Annotated in this window: 12 protein-coding genes; 5 read left to right on the top strand and 7 right to left on the bottom strand. The window is 64.7% G+C overall.

What is annotated here, in order from left to right; genetic code table 11:
- From BLQ28_RS23135 to BLQ28_RS23115, 5 genes are all read left to right on the top strand, one after another.
- Complete coding sequence (locus BLQ28_RS23135) at window positions 1–1,560, top strand: sigma-54-dependent transcriptional regulator (RefSeq protein WP_093244991.1); 1,560 nt, start codon at window positions 1–3, stop codon at window positions 1,558–1,560.
- On the top strand, window positions 1,547–2,149 hold the full coding sequence (ampD, locus tag BLQ28_RS23130; RefSeq protein WP_093244989.1) for a 1,6-anhydro-N-acetylmuramyl-L-alanine amidase AmpD: 603 nt from the start codon (window positions 1,547–1,549) through the stop codon (window positions 2,147–2,149). The genes BLQ28_RS23135 and ampD overlap by 14 nt, the downstream gene beginning before the upstream one ends.
- Before the next feature lie 350 nt (window positions 2,150–2,499).
- Window positions 2,500–5,415, top strand: a complete 2,916-nt coding sequence (locus BLQ28_RS23125; protein ID WP_093244986.1) for a ribonucleoside-diphosphate reductase subunit alpha — start codon at window positions 2,500–2,502, stop codon at window positions 5,413–5,415.
- Between the two features lie 226 nt (window positions 5,416–5,641).
- The gene (locus BLQ28_RS23120) at window positions 5,642–6,871 is read left to right on the top strand and encodes a ribonucleotide-diphosphate reductase subunit beta (RefSeq protein WP_093244983.1); all 1,230 of its coding nucleotides are present in this window, start codon (window positions 5,642–5,644) and stop codon (window positions 6,869–6,871) included.
- A gap of 195 nt (window positions 6,872–7,066) precedes the next feature.
- Entirely contained in the window at window positions 7,067–7,624 is a 558-nt protein-coding gene (locus BLQ28_RS23115) for a histone H1-like DNA-binding protein (protein ID WP_093244981.1), read from the top strand.
- Between the two features lie 103 nt (window positions 7,625–7,727).
- On the opposite strand, the gene BLQ28_RS23110 is transcribed toward BLQ28_RS23115, so the two are convergent.
- From BLQ28_RS23110 to BLQ28_RS23080, 7 genes are all read right to left on the bottom strand, one after another.
- Window positions 7,728–8,630 carry a carbohydrate kinase family protein gene (locus BLQ28_RS23110; protein WP_093244979.1) on the bottom strand — a complete coding sequence of 301 codons (903 nt, stop codon included), beginning with the start codon at window positions 8,628–8,630 and terminating at the stop codon, window positions 7,728–7,730.
- A gap of 58 nt (window positions 8,631–8,688) precedes the next feature.
- A complete protein-coding gene (locus BLQ28_RS23105; protein ID WP_093244976.1) occupies window positions 8,689–10,149 on the bottom strand; it encodes a zinc-ribbon and DUF3426 domain-containing protein in 1,461 nt (486 codons plus the stop codon).
- Between the two features lie 75 nt (window positions 10,150–10,224).
- The gene (gene prmA / locus BLQ28_RS23100) at window positions 10,225–11,109 is read right to left on the bottom strand and encodes a 50S ribosomal protein L11 methyltransferase (RefSeq protein ID WP_093244974.1); all 885 of its coding nucleotides are present in this window, start codon (window positions 11,107–11,109) and stop codon (window positions 10,225–10,227) included.
- Window positions 11,110–11,128: 19 nt separating this feature from the next.
- Window positions 11,129–12,478 carry an acetyl-CoA carboxylase biotin carboxylase subunit gene (gene accC, locus BLQ28_RS23095; protein ID WP_093244971.1) on the bottom strand — a complete coding sequence of 450 codons (1,350 nt, stop codon included), beginning with the start codon at window positions 12,476–12,478 and terminating at the stop codon, window positions 11,129–11,131.
- A gap of 2 nt (window positions 12,479–12,480) precedes the next feature.
- Window positions 12,481–12,939, bottom strand: a complete 459-nt coding sequence (gene accB, locus BLQ28_RS23090; RefSeq protein WP_093244968.1) for an acetyl-CoA carboxylase biotin carboxyl carrier protein — start codon at window positions 12,937–12,939, stop codon at window positions 12,481–12,483.
- Window positions 12,940–13,039: 100 nt separating this feature from the next.
- Window positions 13,040–13,594, bottom strand: coding sequence for a TlpA family protein disulfide reductase (locus BLQ28_RS23085; protein ID WP_093244966.1), 555 nt, complete (start codon window positions 13,592–13,594; stop codon window positions 13,040–13,042).
- A complete protein-coding gene (locus BLQ28_RS23080) occupies window positions 13,595–14,191 on the bottom strand; it encodes a hypothetical protein (RefSeq protein ID WP_093244963.1) in 597 nt (198 codons plus the stop codon). It lies immediately after the preceding gene.
- Window positions 14,192–14,291 lie beyond the last annotated feature (100 nt).

Here is a 14,291-nt window from a genome sequence, read left to right as displayed (position 1 = left end):
GTGAGCACCCCGCACCCCTCCACCCAGCGCCCCGCGCAGATCTTGGTCATCGACGACGAACCCGATCTGCGCACGCTTTACGAACTGACGCTGCTGCGCGAGGGCTATCGCGTCGAGGCCGCGGGCAGCGTGTCCGAAGCCTGGCAGCACCTGGAGGCCGGCCGCTTCGACGCGGTGATCACCGACATGCGGCTGCCTGACGGGCAGGGCATGGAAATCATCCATCGCATCCAGAAAGACCAGCGCAGCGAACGCTGCGTGGTGATGACCGCCTACGGCTCGGCCGAGAACGCGGTCGAGGCACTGAAGGCCGGGGCCTTCGACTACCTCACAAAACCTGTCGACCTGAAGCAGTTCCGCGCCGTCGTCGCCTCCGCCGTGCAGGCGCGGCTGACACCGCAACCGCCGACGCGGCCCGCCCAGGCGGCGCCGGCCAGCAGCGAGGCACCGGTGGTGACGTCGGGCAGCGGTGTCGCCGCGCTCGACCGGCTGGTGGGCGATTCGGAACCCATGCGTCTCGTCAAGTCACGCATCGCGAAAGTGGCGCGCGGCATGGCGCCGGTGCTGGTGCGCGGCGAATCGGGCACCGGCAAGGAACTGGTGGCGCGTGCGGTGCATGCCTGCAGCCAGCGCAGCGAAGGACCCTTCGTCGCGGTGAACTGCGGCGCGATTCCCGAGAACCTGCTCGAAGCCGAATTCTTCGGCGCCAAGAAGGGCTCGTACACCGGCTCCGCGCAAGACCGCGACGGCTACTTCCAGGCCGCGCGCGGCGGCACGCTGTTCCTCGACGAAATCGGCGACCTGCCGCTGGCCATGCAGTCGAAGCTGCTGCGCGCCATCCAGGAGCGCAGCGTGCGCTCGATCGGTTCGACGCAGGAAGACGCGGTCGACGTGCGCATCGTGAGCGCCACGCACAAGGATCTGCATGCCGAGGTGCAGGCCGCGCGCTTCAGGCAAGACCTTTTCTATCGCCTCAACGTGATCGAGATCGCGGTGCCCGCGCTGCGCGACCGCCGCGAAGACCTGCCCGCGCTGTGCGCCGCCCTGCTCTCCCGCATCGCGCAAGACGGCGGCCTGCCGGTGCCGCACCTGTCGACCGAGCTGCTGCGCCGGCTGGCGCTGCATCCGCTCGACGGCAACGTGCGCGAACTCGAAAACCTGCTGCATCGCGCGGTCGCGCTCAACGACGGCGACGAACTGCACCTCGACCTGATGGGTGCCGCGGCCACGGCTGCGGCGGCCGCTGCGGAAGCCGCGTCCACGGCGCCTGCGCCACTGTCGTTTGCCGGCGATCCGCCTGCCGCGCTCGTGCTTGCGCCGGTTGCCATCGCAGAGCCCGTTCGCCCCGCGCCGCCGCCGCTGCCGTCCGACCTACAGGCCTACCTCGACCAGCAGGAACGCGAAATCCTGGTGCGCGCACTGCACGAGAGCGGCTTCAACCGCACCGCCGCCGCCTCGCGGCTCGGCATGAGCCTGCGGCAGATCCGCTACCGCATCGCCCGGTTGGGCATCACCACGCCGAGCGGCGACGATGGCGCCAGCAGCCATGCCGACGACTGACAACGCCACCGACAGCGGCCTCTGGCAGGCCGGCTGGTACCGCTTCGCCAAGGCGCTGCGTTCACCGAATTTCGGCCCTCGCCCCGCCAGTGCTCAGACCGACCTGATCGTGCTGCATTCGATCAGCCTGCCGCCCGGCGAATACGGCGGCAACGCGGTGCAGCAGCTCTTTACCAACCAGCTCGACTGGGACGCGCACCCTTACTTCCAGGGCATCCGCGGGCTCGAGGTGTCCTCGCATTTCTATGTGCGCCGCAACGGCGAGCTCTGGCAGTTCGTGAGTTGCGACGACCGCGCCTGGCATGCCGGCGTGTCGTCGTGGCGCGGGCGCGGCAACTGCAACGACGACTCGATCGGCATCGAGCTCGAAGGCCTCGAAGGCGAGCACTTCGAGGCACCGCAATACGAGACGCTCGCGAGCCTCTGCGCCGCCATCGCGCAGCACTACGCCATCGCGCACATCGCCGGCCACGAGCACATTGCGCCGGGCCGCAAGCAGGACCCCGGCAGCGGTTTCGACTGGCGCCTGCTGCGCGAACATCTCGGCTGGAATCCACGAATGTTTCCCGAGCAGGTGGCGCAGCGCTAATTTTTTCAATCGGCCGACGGCCCGCGATGCGCCGATCTTGCGTCGCATCAATGCGAGAATTGCGACCGCTCGATCGAGCAACCATGCGCCCTGCAGGCCTAAATCGGGCTGCGAGCCAAGCTCCATGCGGGTTGCGCGACCATGAATCAGTATTGATGCGGCATCGCTGGCCGTGTCCTACGCCGAAAGGAATACGAGTCATGGTTGTATCCAGAGGAAAACGCTACATCTAGTGGGTTGTAGCCCCTCTACACCCTAGATATAGTGTCTTCCGTCCGACGCTCAATGTCGGCGCGACGCCCGGCCAAGGCGTCGCCATCCAACAAGAATTGCCAACCGAGAGGAAGCGAATGCAAACAGCCCTGAACACCCCATCGACCCCGCGTGCCGTTCCCTCGACGCCACCGCAGCAGCAGCGAGACACTGCTGGCTCCCCCACCGGCCAGAACCTGGCGCACTACCAGATCATCCGCCGCAACGGCGCCGTCGTTCCCTTCGAGCCGAACAAGATCGCCATCGCGATGATGAAGGCCTTCCTGGCCGTGCACGGCACCCAGGGCGCGGCTTCGGCCAGCGTGCGCGAGACCGTCGACACGCTCACGCAAGGCGTGATCCGCGCCATGGTGCGCTCGCGTCCGGGCGGCGGCACCTTCCACATCGAAGACGTGCAGGACCAGGTCGAGCTCGGCCTGATGCGCGGCGGCCACCACGAGATCGCCCGCGCGTACGTGCTGTACCGCGAACGCCGCACGCAAGAGCGCTCCAGGCAAGTCGAGCAGGAAACGCCGGCAGCGCCCGCACTGCATGTGCTGGACAACGGCGAGCTCGTCGCGCTCGACCTGAACGAACTCAAGGGCCTGATCGAGTCGGCCTGCGAAAACCTGGGCGAGAGCATCACGGCCGCGCCGATCGTCGCCGAGACGATGCGCAACCTGTACGACGGCGTGCCGCTCGACGAGGTCTACAAGGCGTCGATCCTGGCCGCCCGCACGCTGATCGAGAAAGACCCCGACTACACCTTCGCCACCGCGCGCCTGCTGCTGCACACGATCTTCAAGGAGATCATCGGCCGCGAAGTGATGCCGGTCGACCGCGCCACCGCCTACGCCGACTACTTCCCGCAGTTCATCAAGAAGGGCGTCGAGAACGAGCTGCTCGACGAAAAGCTGCTGCAGTACGACCTGCCCCGCCTGGGCGCGGCACTGAAGGCCGAACGCGACAACCAGTTCGACTACCTTGGCCTGCAGACCCTGTACGACCGCTACTTCCTGCACGTGCGCAAGACCCGCATCGAGCTGCCGCAGGCGTTCTTCATGCGCGTGGCCATGGGCCTGTCGCTGAACGAAATCGACCGCGAAGCCCGCGCCATCGAGTTCTATGAAGTGCTGTCGTCGTTCGATTTCATGTCGAGCACACCCACCCTGTTCAACGCCGGCACGCTGCGCTCGCAGCTGTCGAGCTGCTACCTCACCACCGTGCCCGACGACCTGGACGGCATCTACGAGTCGATCAAGGAAAACGCGCTGCTCTCGAAGTTCGCCGGCGGCCTGGGCAACGACTGGACCCGTGTGCGCGCACTCGGCAGCCACATCAAGGGCACCAACGGCGAATCGCAAGGCGTGGTGCCGTTCCTGAAGGTGGTGAACGACACGGCCGTGGCCGTGAACCAGGGCGGCAAGCGCAAGGGCGCCGTCTGCACGTACCTGGAAACCTGGCACCTCGACATCGAGGAGTTCCTGGAGCTGCGCAAGAACACCGGCGACGACCGCCGCCGCACGCACGACATGAACACCGCCAACTGGATCCCCGACCTGTTCATGCGCCGCGTGATGGAAAAGGGCACCTGGACGCTGTTCTCGCCCTCCAACGTGCCTGACCTGCACGACCTGTTCGGTGCCGACTTCGAGAAGGCCTACGTCGCCTACGAAGAGAAGGCCGCCCGCGGCGAGATCAAGCCCGCGCGCACGCTCCAGGCGACCGACCTGTGGCGCAAGATGCTCACGATGCTGTTCGAGACCGGCCACCCCTGGATCACGTTCAAGGACGCCTGCAACGTGCGCTCGCCGCAGCAGCACGCCGGCGTGGTTCACTCGTCGAACCTGTGCACCGAGATCACGCTGAACACCAGCGACACCGAAACCGCCGTGTGCAACCTCGGCTCGGTGAACCTGCTGCAGCATCTGAAGGACGGCAAGGTCGATCAGGCCAAGCTGAAGAAGACGATCTCGACCGCGATGCGCATGCTCGACAACGTGATCGACATCAACTACTACGCCGTGAAGAAGGCGCGCGACTCGAACCTGCGCCACCGTCCGGTCGGCCTGGGCCTGATGGGCTTCCAGGACGCGCTGTACGAACTGCGCATTCCTTACGCTTCGCAGGAAGCCGTGCAGTTCGCCGACGAATCGATGGAAGCGATCTGCTATCACGCCTACTGGGCCTCGACCGAGCTGGCGCGCGAACGTGGCAAGTACTCGAGCTACAAGGGCTCGCTGTGGGACAAGGGCATCCTGCCGATCGACTCGCTCGACCTGCTCGAGAAGGCACGCGGCGGCTACGTCGAGGTCGACCGCTCGGCCACCCTCGACTGGGACGCGCTGCGCTCGAAGATCAAGGCCGACGGCATGCGCAATTCGAACTGCGTGGCCATCGCTCCGACCGCGACCATCTCGAACATCATCGGTGTCGACGCGTCGATCGAACCCTGCTTCGGCAACCTGTCGGTCAAGTCGAACCTGTCGGGCGAATTCACCGTGATCAACCACTACCTGGTGCGCGACCTGAAGCGCCTGGGCCTGTGGGACGACGTGATGGTGATGGACCTGAAGCACTTCGACGGTTCGCTGCGCCCCATCGACCGCGTGCCGCAGGACGTGAAGGCGCTCTACGCCACCGCGTTCGAAGTCGAAACGACGTGGCTGGTCGAAGCCGCCGCGCGTCGCCAGAAGTGGATCGACCAGGCGCAGTCGCTGAACATCTACATGGCCGGCGCATCGGGCAAGAAGCTCGACGACACCTACAAGCTCGCATGGCTGCGTGGCCTGAAGACCACCTACTACCTGCGCACGCAGAGCGCGACGCACGCCGAAAAATCGACGGTGCAGTCGGGCCGTCTCAACGCGGTGTCGTCGGGCAACGACGCACCTTCGGGCATGAGCGCACTCGAAGCCGCCGCTGCTGCAGCGAAGGCACAGATGAGCGCAATGCCTGCCACCGACATCGCGTTCTGCGGTGTGGACGATCCGACCTGCGAAGCCTGCCAGTGATGTGCAAGTGAAGAAGCGTCGAGCGCGTGTTCAAACGGCGCTCGACGCTTCAGCGAATCAGCGAGGTGCATGCAAGAAAACCGCTCGACGTTCATTCAATGAAGGCATCGGCCGACATCGCGCGATGCATGCGAGCAACATAACAACCACATAAATGGCGTGCGATGTGAACGAGCACTTTGCAACTCACATCGTTACTCCGATAATTTGAGCATTGGATTTTTCTATGTTGACCTGGGACGAAGAAGTCAAGCCCTCCTTACCAAAGGATATGCAACAAGGATTGCAGCACCACAGCGCATCGACCAGCGGTTTGCCCGCAGGCCGTTCGGTGGATGCTCCGACTTCGTCGATTGCACAACCAGCACTGCGCACGTTCGATGACGGCGCCTCTGCGCCGCTGCGTCAGGTCGCTCCCGCTTCCGCCCCCGTCCTGGCGCAACGCGTCAAGGCTTCCGACAAGCGCATCATCAACGGCCAGACCGACGTCAACCAGCTGGTGCCGTTCAAGTACAAGTGGGCCTGGGAAAAGTACCTCGCCACCTGCGCCAACCACTGGATGCCGCAGGAAGTGAACATGACGCGCGACATCGCGCTCTGGAAAGATCCGAACGGCCTGACCGAAGACGAGCGTCGCATCGTCAAGCGCAACCTCGGCTTCTTCGTGACCGCCGACTCGCTGGCCGCCAACAACATCGTGCTGGGCACCTACCGCCACATCACGGCGCCCGAATGCCGCCAGTTCCTGCTGCGCCAGGCCTTCGAGGAAGCGATTCACACGCACGCGTACCAGTACATCGTCGAGTCGCTCGGCCTGGACGAGAGCGAGATCTTCAACGCCTACAACGAAGTGCCGTCGATCCGCGAGAAGGACCAGTTCCTGATCCCGTTCATCGACGCCATCAGCGACCCGCTCTTCAAGACCGGCACGCACGAGACCGACCAGACTTTGCTCAAGTCGCTCATCGTGTTCGCCTGCCTCATGGAAGGCCTCTTCTTCTACGTCGGCTTCACGCAGATCCTCGCGCTGGGCCGCCAGAACAAGATGACCGGCGCCGCCGAGCAGTACCAGTACATCCTGCGCGACGAGTCGATGCACTGCAATTTCGGCATCGACCTGATCAACCAGCTCAAGCTCGAAAATCCCGGCCTCTGGACTCCCGAGTTCAAGGCAGAGATCAAGGACCTCTTCATGAAGGCCGTCGAGCTCGAGTACAAATACGCCGAAGACACCATGCCACGTGGCGTGCTCGGCATGAACGCCTCCATGTTCAAGGGCTACCTGCGCTACATTGCCAACCGGCGTGCACAGCAGATCGGCCTCGAAACGCTCTTCCCGAACGAAGAAAACCCGTTCCCCTGGATGAGCGAAATGATTGACCTGAAGAAAGAGCGCAACTTTTTCGAAACCCGCGTGATCGAGTACCAGTCGGGTGGTGCGCTCTCCTGGGATTGAATCTTTCGACAAGAATTAATGAATTCAAGAATTGCCCTTGCCACCGATCGCGCCAGAGAGCGCGGCATGGACGAGGGCTCAGGTGTTCATGGTGCTGGGGCTCAGATTCCAACGCCATGAATCGCTTCACGCTCCCAACGTGCGTGGAGTGCTTCAATAGGTTGATTTTTTCAACTTGATCAAGGAGAAATAGAAATGGCAACTGCAAAGAAAGCGCCGGCTAAGAAAGCCGCTGCAAAGAAGGCTCCGGCAAAGAAGGTCGTGGCCGCTAAGAAGGCTCCCGCCAAGAAGGTAGCTGCGAAGAAGGCTCCGGCCAAGAAGGTCGCAGCGAAGAAGGTAGCCGCCAAGAAGGCGCCTGCGAAGAAGGTAGCCGCCAAGAAGGCAGCTCCGGCAAAGAAGGCCGCTGCCAAGAAGGCTCCGGCGAAGAAGGCCGTAGCGAAGAAGGCACCGGCCAAGAAGGCCGCTGCGAAGAAGGCGCCTGCCAAGAAGGCCGCCGCCAAGAAGGCGCCTGCGAAGAAGGCTGCTGCCAAGAAGGCGCCTGCGAAAAAGGCTGCGGCCAAGAAAGCCGCGAAAAAGCCCGCTGCCAAGCCTGCCGCTGCCGCCAAGCCTGCTGCTGCGGCCAAGAAGCCCGCAGCAAAGAAGGCAGCCAAGGCTGCAGCGCCCGCCAAGGCAGCCGTAGCGCCCGCTCCCGCGGCGCAAACGACGCTGAATCCCCAGGCAGCATGGCCGTTCCCGACGGCCAGCAAGCCCTGAGTTTCTCAGCGGCCTTGAAGGCGCAAAGCCCGGCACCTCACGGTGTCGGGCTTTTTTATTGGCGCTGAAGCGGCGCCACGCAAGCCGGCGAACCGGCTCTCGATTACAGGCCCAGGGCCTTGCGGTCGACCTGGTAGTTCTGCGGTCCGCGTTGTGCGATCTTGAGCGCACCGATGCGATTGCCCAGTGCCGCGCATTGCGCGAGCGGCCATTCCTTTTCCAGACCGAAGAGCAGCGCGCCACGCCACGCGTCGCCGCAGCCAGTGGGCTCGACCACTTCGGTGGCCACCACGCCAGGCACATGCTCACGCTCGCCGTCGATCCAGACTTCGCAGCCCTCGGCCGCCAGCGTGACCACGAGGCCGCGCACGCGCTTCGAAATCTCGGCCAAGCTCCAGCCGGTGCGTTGCGACAGCATCTTGCCTTCGTAGTCGTTCACCACGACCCAGCTCGCGAGCTCGACGAAATGCTTGAGCGCCTCGCCGTCGAACATCGGCAGACCCTGGCCCGGATCGAACACGAAGGGAATGCCCGCGGCGGCGAACTGCTCCGCGTGCTGCAGCATCGCCTCGCGGCCATCGGGCGCGATGATGCCGAGCTTGATGTCTTCACGCGCCGCCACCTGCGTCACGTGGGCCTGCTGCATCGCACCGGGGTGGAAGGCGGTGATCTGGTTGTTGTCGGTGTCGCTCATGATCATCGCCTGCGCGGTGAACGTGCCTTCGAGCTGGCGCACGAACTCCGTGCTGATGCCCAGCGTGCGCATGCGCTCGAGGTAGTCGGCACCGTCGGTGCCCAGCGTGGCCATCGGCAAGGCCGTGCCGCCCAATGCGTTGAGGCTGTAGGCGATGTTGCCAGCACAGCCGCCGAAGTCGCGCCGCAAGGTCGGCACCAGGAACGACACGTTCAGGATGTGCAGCTGGTCCGGAAGAATCTGGTCGGCGAACCGGCCCTCGAAGGTCATGATGGTGTCGAACGCGAGGGAACCGCAAATCACTGCTGCCATGGGTGAACCGTTTGTTGATTGAAAAATGGATGAAGAAAGAGACGCCTGAAGCGCCTCTCTAGGGATAGAAGGCCTCGACGCGATAGCCCGCAATGGGCGGCAGCGCGGCGGCTTCCGTGGCGGTCAAGGTCAGGGGCAGCGAGGCCATGCGATCGGCGCGCGCCGCCAGCACGGCCGGCGCGCCATAGTCTGCCGGTATCAGCACACGGCGCACCACGGCCCGCTCCTGCGTATCGAGCAGCGACAGCTCGACGGCCGGCATCGCGAGCGGCACGGTGGCGCCGTTGCGCAGGGTGAAGCTCAGGCGGTAGTCGTTGCCACCGCTCTTCTCGCGCGCGAAGGCCGCGCCTTCGATCACGATGTCGCCGATCTGGCGCAGGGCTGCGAGTTCGCATCCCGTGTATTGGCACAGCGTTGCCAGCGCTGGACGCAGGTTCGGCTGGCGCGCCGCGATGCCATCGCGCTCATGGCGAATGACCTGCACGACGAGCAGCAGAACGGCAAGCACCACCAGCAGGATCAGCAAGCCGCGCACGCTCTTGCGCTGCCAGAAGCCGAGCGGCTTTTCAACGGGCTCGTCCTCTTCGGCGAAGGGATGGCCTTCCGGCGCCTCGAAAGGCGACGAGAGCGAATAGTCCGGCTGGCTCTCGGCCTTCACCACGGAGGCCGAGGCCTTTGCGGAAGCACGCTCTTCGCGCGCCTTGGCGCTGGCGATCTTGGCCGACTTGATGCGGGCGCGGCGCAGCGCCTTCTGCATCTGCACCTGGTCGTGGTCTTTCTCTTCCTGCTCTCTTTCGCCCTCTCCGTCATCGCTGGCCTGCTCGACCAACGCACGCACCTTCATGCGCGGCGCGACGGGCAGCGGCGGCGCAGGTGGTGAAGGCGAAGGCGGCGGTGCCGCCAGATTCAGATCGATGTTCGGGAACGGCGGCAGCGACGTGGCCGGCGGCCGCCACGCGGGTTCGGTGGCATCGAGATCGGACCAGGGTTCGTCTGCTGCGATGCCGTGCTCGGGCAAGGACAGCGAGAACTCGGGGGGGAACGCAAACGACGAAGGCTGCGACTCGACAGGAGGTTGCGGGACAGCGGTCGCAACAGGTTCTGCCTCCAGTGCTTGCTCGGAGGCATGCGTGGAAGGCTCTGGCGATGCGTGAGGCGGCTGCTCGGGTTCGTCGTCAAAGAAGTCCGCGTCTTCCGTTGCTTGCGAAGGCTCTGGCTGCTGCGGCGTCGGCTCGGGCAATGCCACTACTGGTGGCGGCAACGGCGGCGATGCAGGTGCGACCGGCGCCTCTGCCCTTGCCTCTTCGCCAATGGGCTCGACCAGCCCCGGCATGTAGCCCCCCTGCATCGGCGGCGACGCATTCGCTGGCGCGCCGTCCGGTGTTTCATGCAAATCGAGCGTGGCGTCGAACACATGGCTGCATCGACCGCAGCGCACCCAACCGTCCGAAATGCGAAGCTGGTCGCGCACCACCTTGAAGGTGGTGGTGCAGGCGGGGCAGCGGGTGACGAGACTCATGACGGGGCGATTGTAGGGTTGAGCCCTCGCCGCGTGAGTGGGTGCGAAGCGACGCGAAAAGCGGGCGGCTGCCTCTCAGCAGCGCGCCGTCATGAGGATCCAGCCGTCCTCGCTGTCGCTCACTTCCAGCGCCGCGTAAGGGGCGTACGCCTCCTTCAGCTCATCGGCCTGGCGCTCCAGGATGCCAGCCAGCACCAGCGATCCGCCCGCGGCCACATGGCTGCGCAGCAGTGGCGCGAGCACCTTGAGCGGCGTGGCCAGGATGTTGGCGAGCACGGTGTCGTAGTGGCCCTTGGCCGCATCCGGCAGACCGGCATTCAGGCGCACGCCATTCGCCTCGGCATTGAGCCGGGTCGACGACACAGCGGCTTCGTCAATGTCGACGGCGTCGATGTCGGCCGCACCGAATTTCGCCGCGCCGATCGCGAGAATGCCGGAGCCGCAACCGTAGTCGAGCACGCGCTGGCTGCCGAAGGCACCCTGCTTCGCGATCCAGCGCAGGCACATGCGCGTTGTCGGATGCGTGCCGGTACCGAAGGCGAGCCCCGGGTCCAGCCGGATCACCTGCCTGGCCTGCGCGGGCGGTTCGTGCCAGGTCGGCACGATCCAGAATTCGGGCGTGATCTCGACCGGCGCGAACTGCGATTGCGTGAGGCGCACCCAGTCCTGCTCGGGCACCGAGGCAATACCGAGCACGGCGCAGCCTTCGAAGAAATCCTGCAGCGCGAGCACCGATGCGGCCTCTTTCGCCGACGCCTCGTCGGGGAACAGCGCAATCACACGCGAACGCTGCCAGCCCTCCTTGGGCGGCGGCATGCCGGGCTCGCCGAACAGCGCCTGCTCGGCGTCGGTCTGCGCATCGGCATCCTCGACCGACACGCTCAATGCATCGAGTGCGTCGAGCGCGTCGCTGAGCGTTTCGACCCGGTCTTCGGGCGCCATCAGGCGAAGTTCAAACATGGCGTTGGGTACTCGTCGCTCAGCGCTTGTGCGCTGCCAGCCACTCTTCGAGGTAGTGGATGTTGGTGCCGCCACTCATGAACTTGGCGTCGACCATCAGCTCGCGGTGCAGCGGGATGTTGGTCTGAATGCCTTCGATCACGGTTTCGTTCAGCGCCGTGCGCATGCGGGCCATGGCCTGCTCGCGCGTGTCGCCGTACACGATGATCTTGCCGATCATCGAGTCGTAGTTCGGGGGCACGAAGTAGTTGGTGTACGCATGCGAGTCGACGCGAACGCCAGGACCGCCCGGCGGGTGCCACATCGTGATGCGGCCCGGCGACGGCGTGAACTTCCAGGCGTCTTCGGCATTGATGCGGCACTCGATGGCGTGGCCGCGCATCTCGATCTGGCGCTGGGTGAACGGCAGCTTTTCGCCGGCCGCCACCATGATCTGCGTCTTCACGATGTCGATGCCGGTGGTGAACTCGGTCACCGGGTGCTCCACCTGCACGCGCGTGTTCATCTCGATGAAGTAGAACTCGCCGTTCTCATAGAGAAACTCGAAGGTGCCGGCGCCGCGGTAGCCGATCTTCTTGCAGGCTGCAGCGCAACGCTCGCCGATCTTCTCGATCAGCTTGCGCGGAATGCCGGGAGCCGGCGATTCCTCGATCACCTTCTGGTGGCGGCGCTGCATGGAGCAGTCACGCTCGCCCAGATAGACGGCGTTCTTGTGCTTGTCCGCAAGGATCTGGATCTCGATGTGGCGCGGGTTCTGGAGAAACTTCTCCATGTACACGGCCGGATTGTTGAAGGCCGCCGCGGCCTCCGCCTTGGTCATCTGGATCGCGTTGACCAGCGCCGCCTCGGTGTGCACCACGCGCATGCCGCGGCCACCGCCGCCGCCCGCCGCCTTGATGATGACCGGGTAGCCGATCGCACGGGCGATGCGCTTGTTGGTGGCGGCATCGTCCGAGAGCTCGCCCTCGGAGCCGGGCACGCAGGGCACGCCGGCCTTGATCATGGCCTGCTTGGCCGAGACCTTGTCGCCCATCGTGCGGATGTTGTCCGGCGTCGGGCCGATGAACTGGAAACCGCTCTGTTCGACGCGTTCGGCGAAGTTGGCGTTTTCGCTCAGGAAGCCGTAGCCGGGGTGGATCGCCTCGGCATCGGTCACTTCGGCCGCCGAGATGATCGCCGGCATGTTGAGATAGCTCTGCCCCGAAGGCGCCGGGCCGATGCACACGGCTTCCTGCGCCAGCTTGACGTACTTGGCCTCGCGATCGGCTTCGGAATAGACCATGACGGCCTTGATGCCCATCTCGCTGCAGGCGCGCTGAATCCGGAGGGCAATCTCCCCCCGGTTGGCAACCAGGATCTTCTTGAACATGGTCACTCGATGATGAACAGCGGCTGGCCGTATTCGACCGCCTGCCCGTTTTCGCCGAGGATCTGGGTGATCGTGCCGGACTTGTCGGCTTCGATTTCGTTGAGGATCTTCATCGCTTCGATGATGCAGACCGTGTCACCCTCGCTCACCTTGCTGCCGACTTCGACAAAAGCCGGTGCGCCGGGGCTGGACGAACGATAGAAGGTACCGACCATCGGTGACTTGACGGCATGGCCGGCCGGTGCTGCTTCGGCAGCCGGCGCGCTGGCCACAGCAGGGGCGCCGGCAACGGCTGGCGCGGCGACGGCAGGAGGTGCCGCCACGGTTTGCACATACTGCACCGGTGCGGCGCCGCCGCCCTTGACGATGCGAACCTTGCCTTCGGTTTCGGTGATTTCCAGTTCGGAAATATTCGATTCGGACACCAGATCGATCAGTGTCTTGAGTTTGCGCAGATCCATGGGACTCCAGTGCCGGCTTTACCGGTCATTAGGATATAACTTGGCCGAAAATCGGCGATTTTCGGCGTTCGGCGTTCAACGCCGGCGTAAGAAACTGATTCTAACCATGAACCAGTTCACGTCGCCAAGTCTCCAGGTCGGTGGTTTCGAGCTTGCCCATTTTACGAGCGGCCACCGAACCGTTCGCGTTGAGCACCAGCGTGAAGGGCAATCCACCACCGGTGTTGCCCAGATTCTTGACCAGTTCCGTGCCCTGCAGACCGGCCAATCCGGTGGGATAGGTGACTGGCGTGCGTTGCAGGAACTTGCGCACGGCGCTCGGCTGATCGATGGCCAACCCGACAACTTGCCAGCCATTGGCACCATGTTCACGGAAGAAGGCGTCGATCATCGGCATTTCTTCGACGCAGGGCGGGCACCACGTGGCCCAGAAGTTGAGCAGCAGCGGCTTGCCGCGCAGGCTCGACATTGCCAGGTCGCCGCCCTCCGGCCGCTCGAAGCTCTGGGCCCAGAAAGCCGCATCGAGCATTTCGCCGCCCGCCACCGCACCGCTGCTAGCGCGCTCCTTCCACCAGGCGCCGCCAAGCCCGGCGGCAGCAGCCGCGGCCGCCACGCCGGCATAGAGCATGCCGCGTCGTGTGGGCGAAGAAGTCATTCACTTGTCCTTTTCTCGTTCAATCAGTCGGCGCAGTGCGGGCAGGTCGCCTCGCGGCGTGCGCCCCTGGGCGTCGGGCTTCAGGGCGCCGCGCAGGTCGTCGAGGTCGTAGACCAGCAGGTGCACGCCGATTTCTTCGCCGAGCGCCCGGCTCGGGGCATGCACGCTCAGGGCCTCCACCTGCTCGCCGTGGAAGCCGGTCACCATGCGCGGCTCGTAGTCCACGTGATGATCAATCAGGGCGATTTCGGCCGACTTGGAATCATCGCAGAACAATTGAATGTAAATGTCTGACAAACGGGTGGCCGTTCCATGCCACACGGCACCGCCCACATGCGGGCGGAAAGCGGCCATGCGCTCCATCCATTCGAGTGCCAGCAGGCGCAGCGCATGCAATTCCTGGGGCTGGGTGTCGGCACAGAAGAGCGCGATGTAGTCGCGCACCTCGGCCTCGACTTCGTCGTTGTTCGGCAGCGCGGTGCGGCTCGGAAGGCCCAGGTCCCGCAGTGCCCGGCGTTTGGCCGGGCCATATTCCAGTCCTTCCTCGACAACGAGGCGGGCTGCAGTGGCGGCAATTTCACGCTTGGACGTGTCCATCGGGGCATTTTGCCCGCAGTAGACGGCCCTCACGTGAACATCAGTACGAAGCACAGGACAAAGGCCGGCCCCCGGCACGGGCCGCGCATGTCGCTTACCT

Origin of the sequence: Variovorax sp. EL159 (genome assembly GCF_900100965.1) — a bacterium.
GTDB lineage: Bacteria > Pseudomonadota > Gammaproteobacteria > Burkholderiales > Burkholderiaceae_C > Variovorax.
Note: the sequence above shows the minus strand (reverse complement) of the source record. Positions and strands in the feature narration are given on the sequence as shown.

Coding starts and splice junctions, on each gene's coding strand:
- ampD (WP_093244989.1), top strand. CDS start 1,547: ATGCCGACGACTGACAACGCCACCGACAGCGGCCTCTGGCAGGCCGGC.
- BLQ28_RS23125 (WP_093244986.1), top strand. CDS start 2,500: ATGCAAACAGCCCTGAACACCCCATCGACCCCGCGTGCCGTTCCCTCG.
- BLQ28_RS23120 (WP_093244983.1), top strand. CDS start 5,642: ATGTTGACCTGGGACGAAGAAGTCAAGCCCTCCTTACCAAAGGATATG.
- BLQ28_RS23115 (WP_093244981.1), top strand. CDS start 7,067: ATGGCAACTGCAAAGAAAGCGCCGGCTAAGAAAGCCGCTGCAAAGAAG.
- BLQ28_RS23110 (WP_093244979.1), bottom strand. CDS start 8,630: ATGGCAGCAGTGATTTGCGGTTCCCTCGCGTTCGACACCATCATGACC.
- BLQ28_RS23105 (WP_093244976.1), bottom strand. CDS start 10,149: ATGAGTCTCGTCACCCGCTGCCCCGCCTGCACCACCACCTTCAAGGTG.
- prmA (WP_093244974.1), bottom strand. CDS start 11,109: ATGTTTGAACTTCGCCTGATGGCGCCCGAAGACCGGGTCGAAACGCTC.
- accC (WP_093244971.1), bottom strand. CDS start 12,478: ATGTTCAAGAAGATCCTGGTTGCCAACCGGGGGGAGATTGCCCTCCGG.
- accB (WP_093244968.1), bottom strand. CDS start 12,939: ATGGATCTGCGCAAACTCAAGACACTGATCGATCTGGTGTCCGAATCG.
- BLQ28_RS23085 (WP_093244966.1), bottom strand. CDS start 13,594: ATGACTTCTTCGCCCACACGACGCGGCATGCTCTATGCCGGCGTGGCG.
- BLQ28_RS23080 (WP_093244963.1), bottom strand. CDS start 14,191: ATGGACACGTCCAAGCGTGAAATTGCCGCCACTGCAGCCCGCCTCGTT.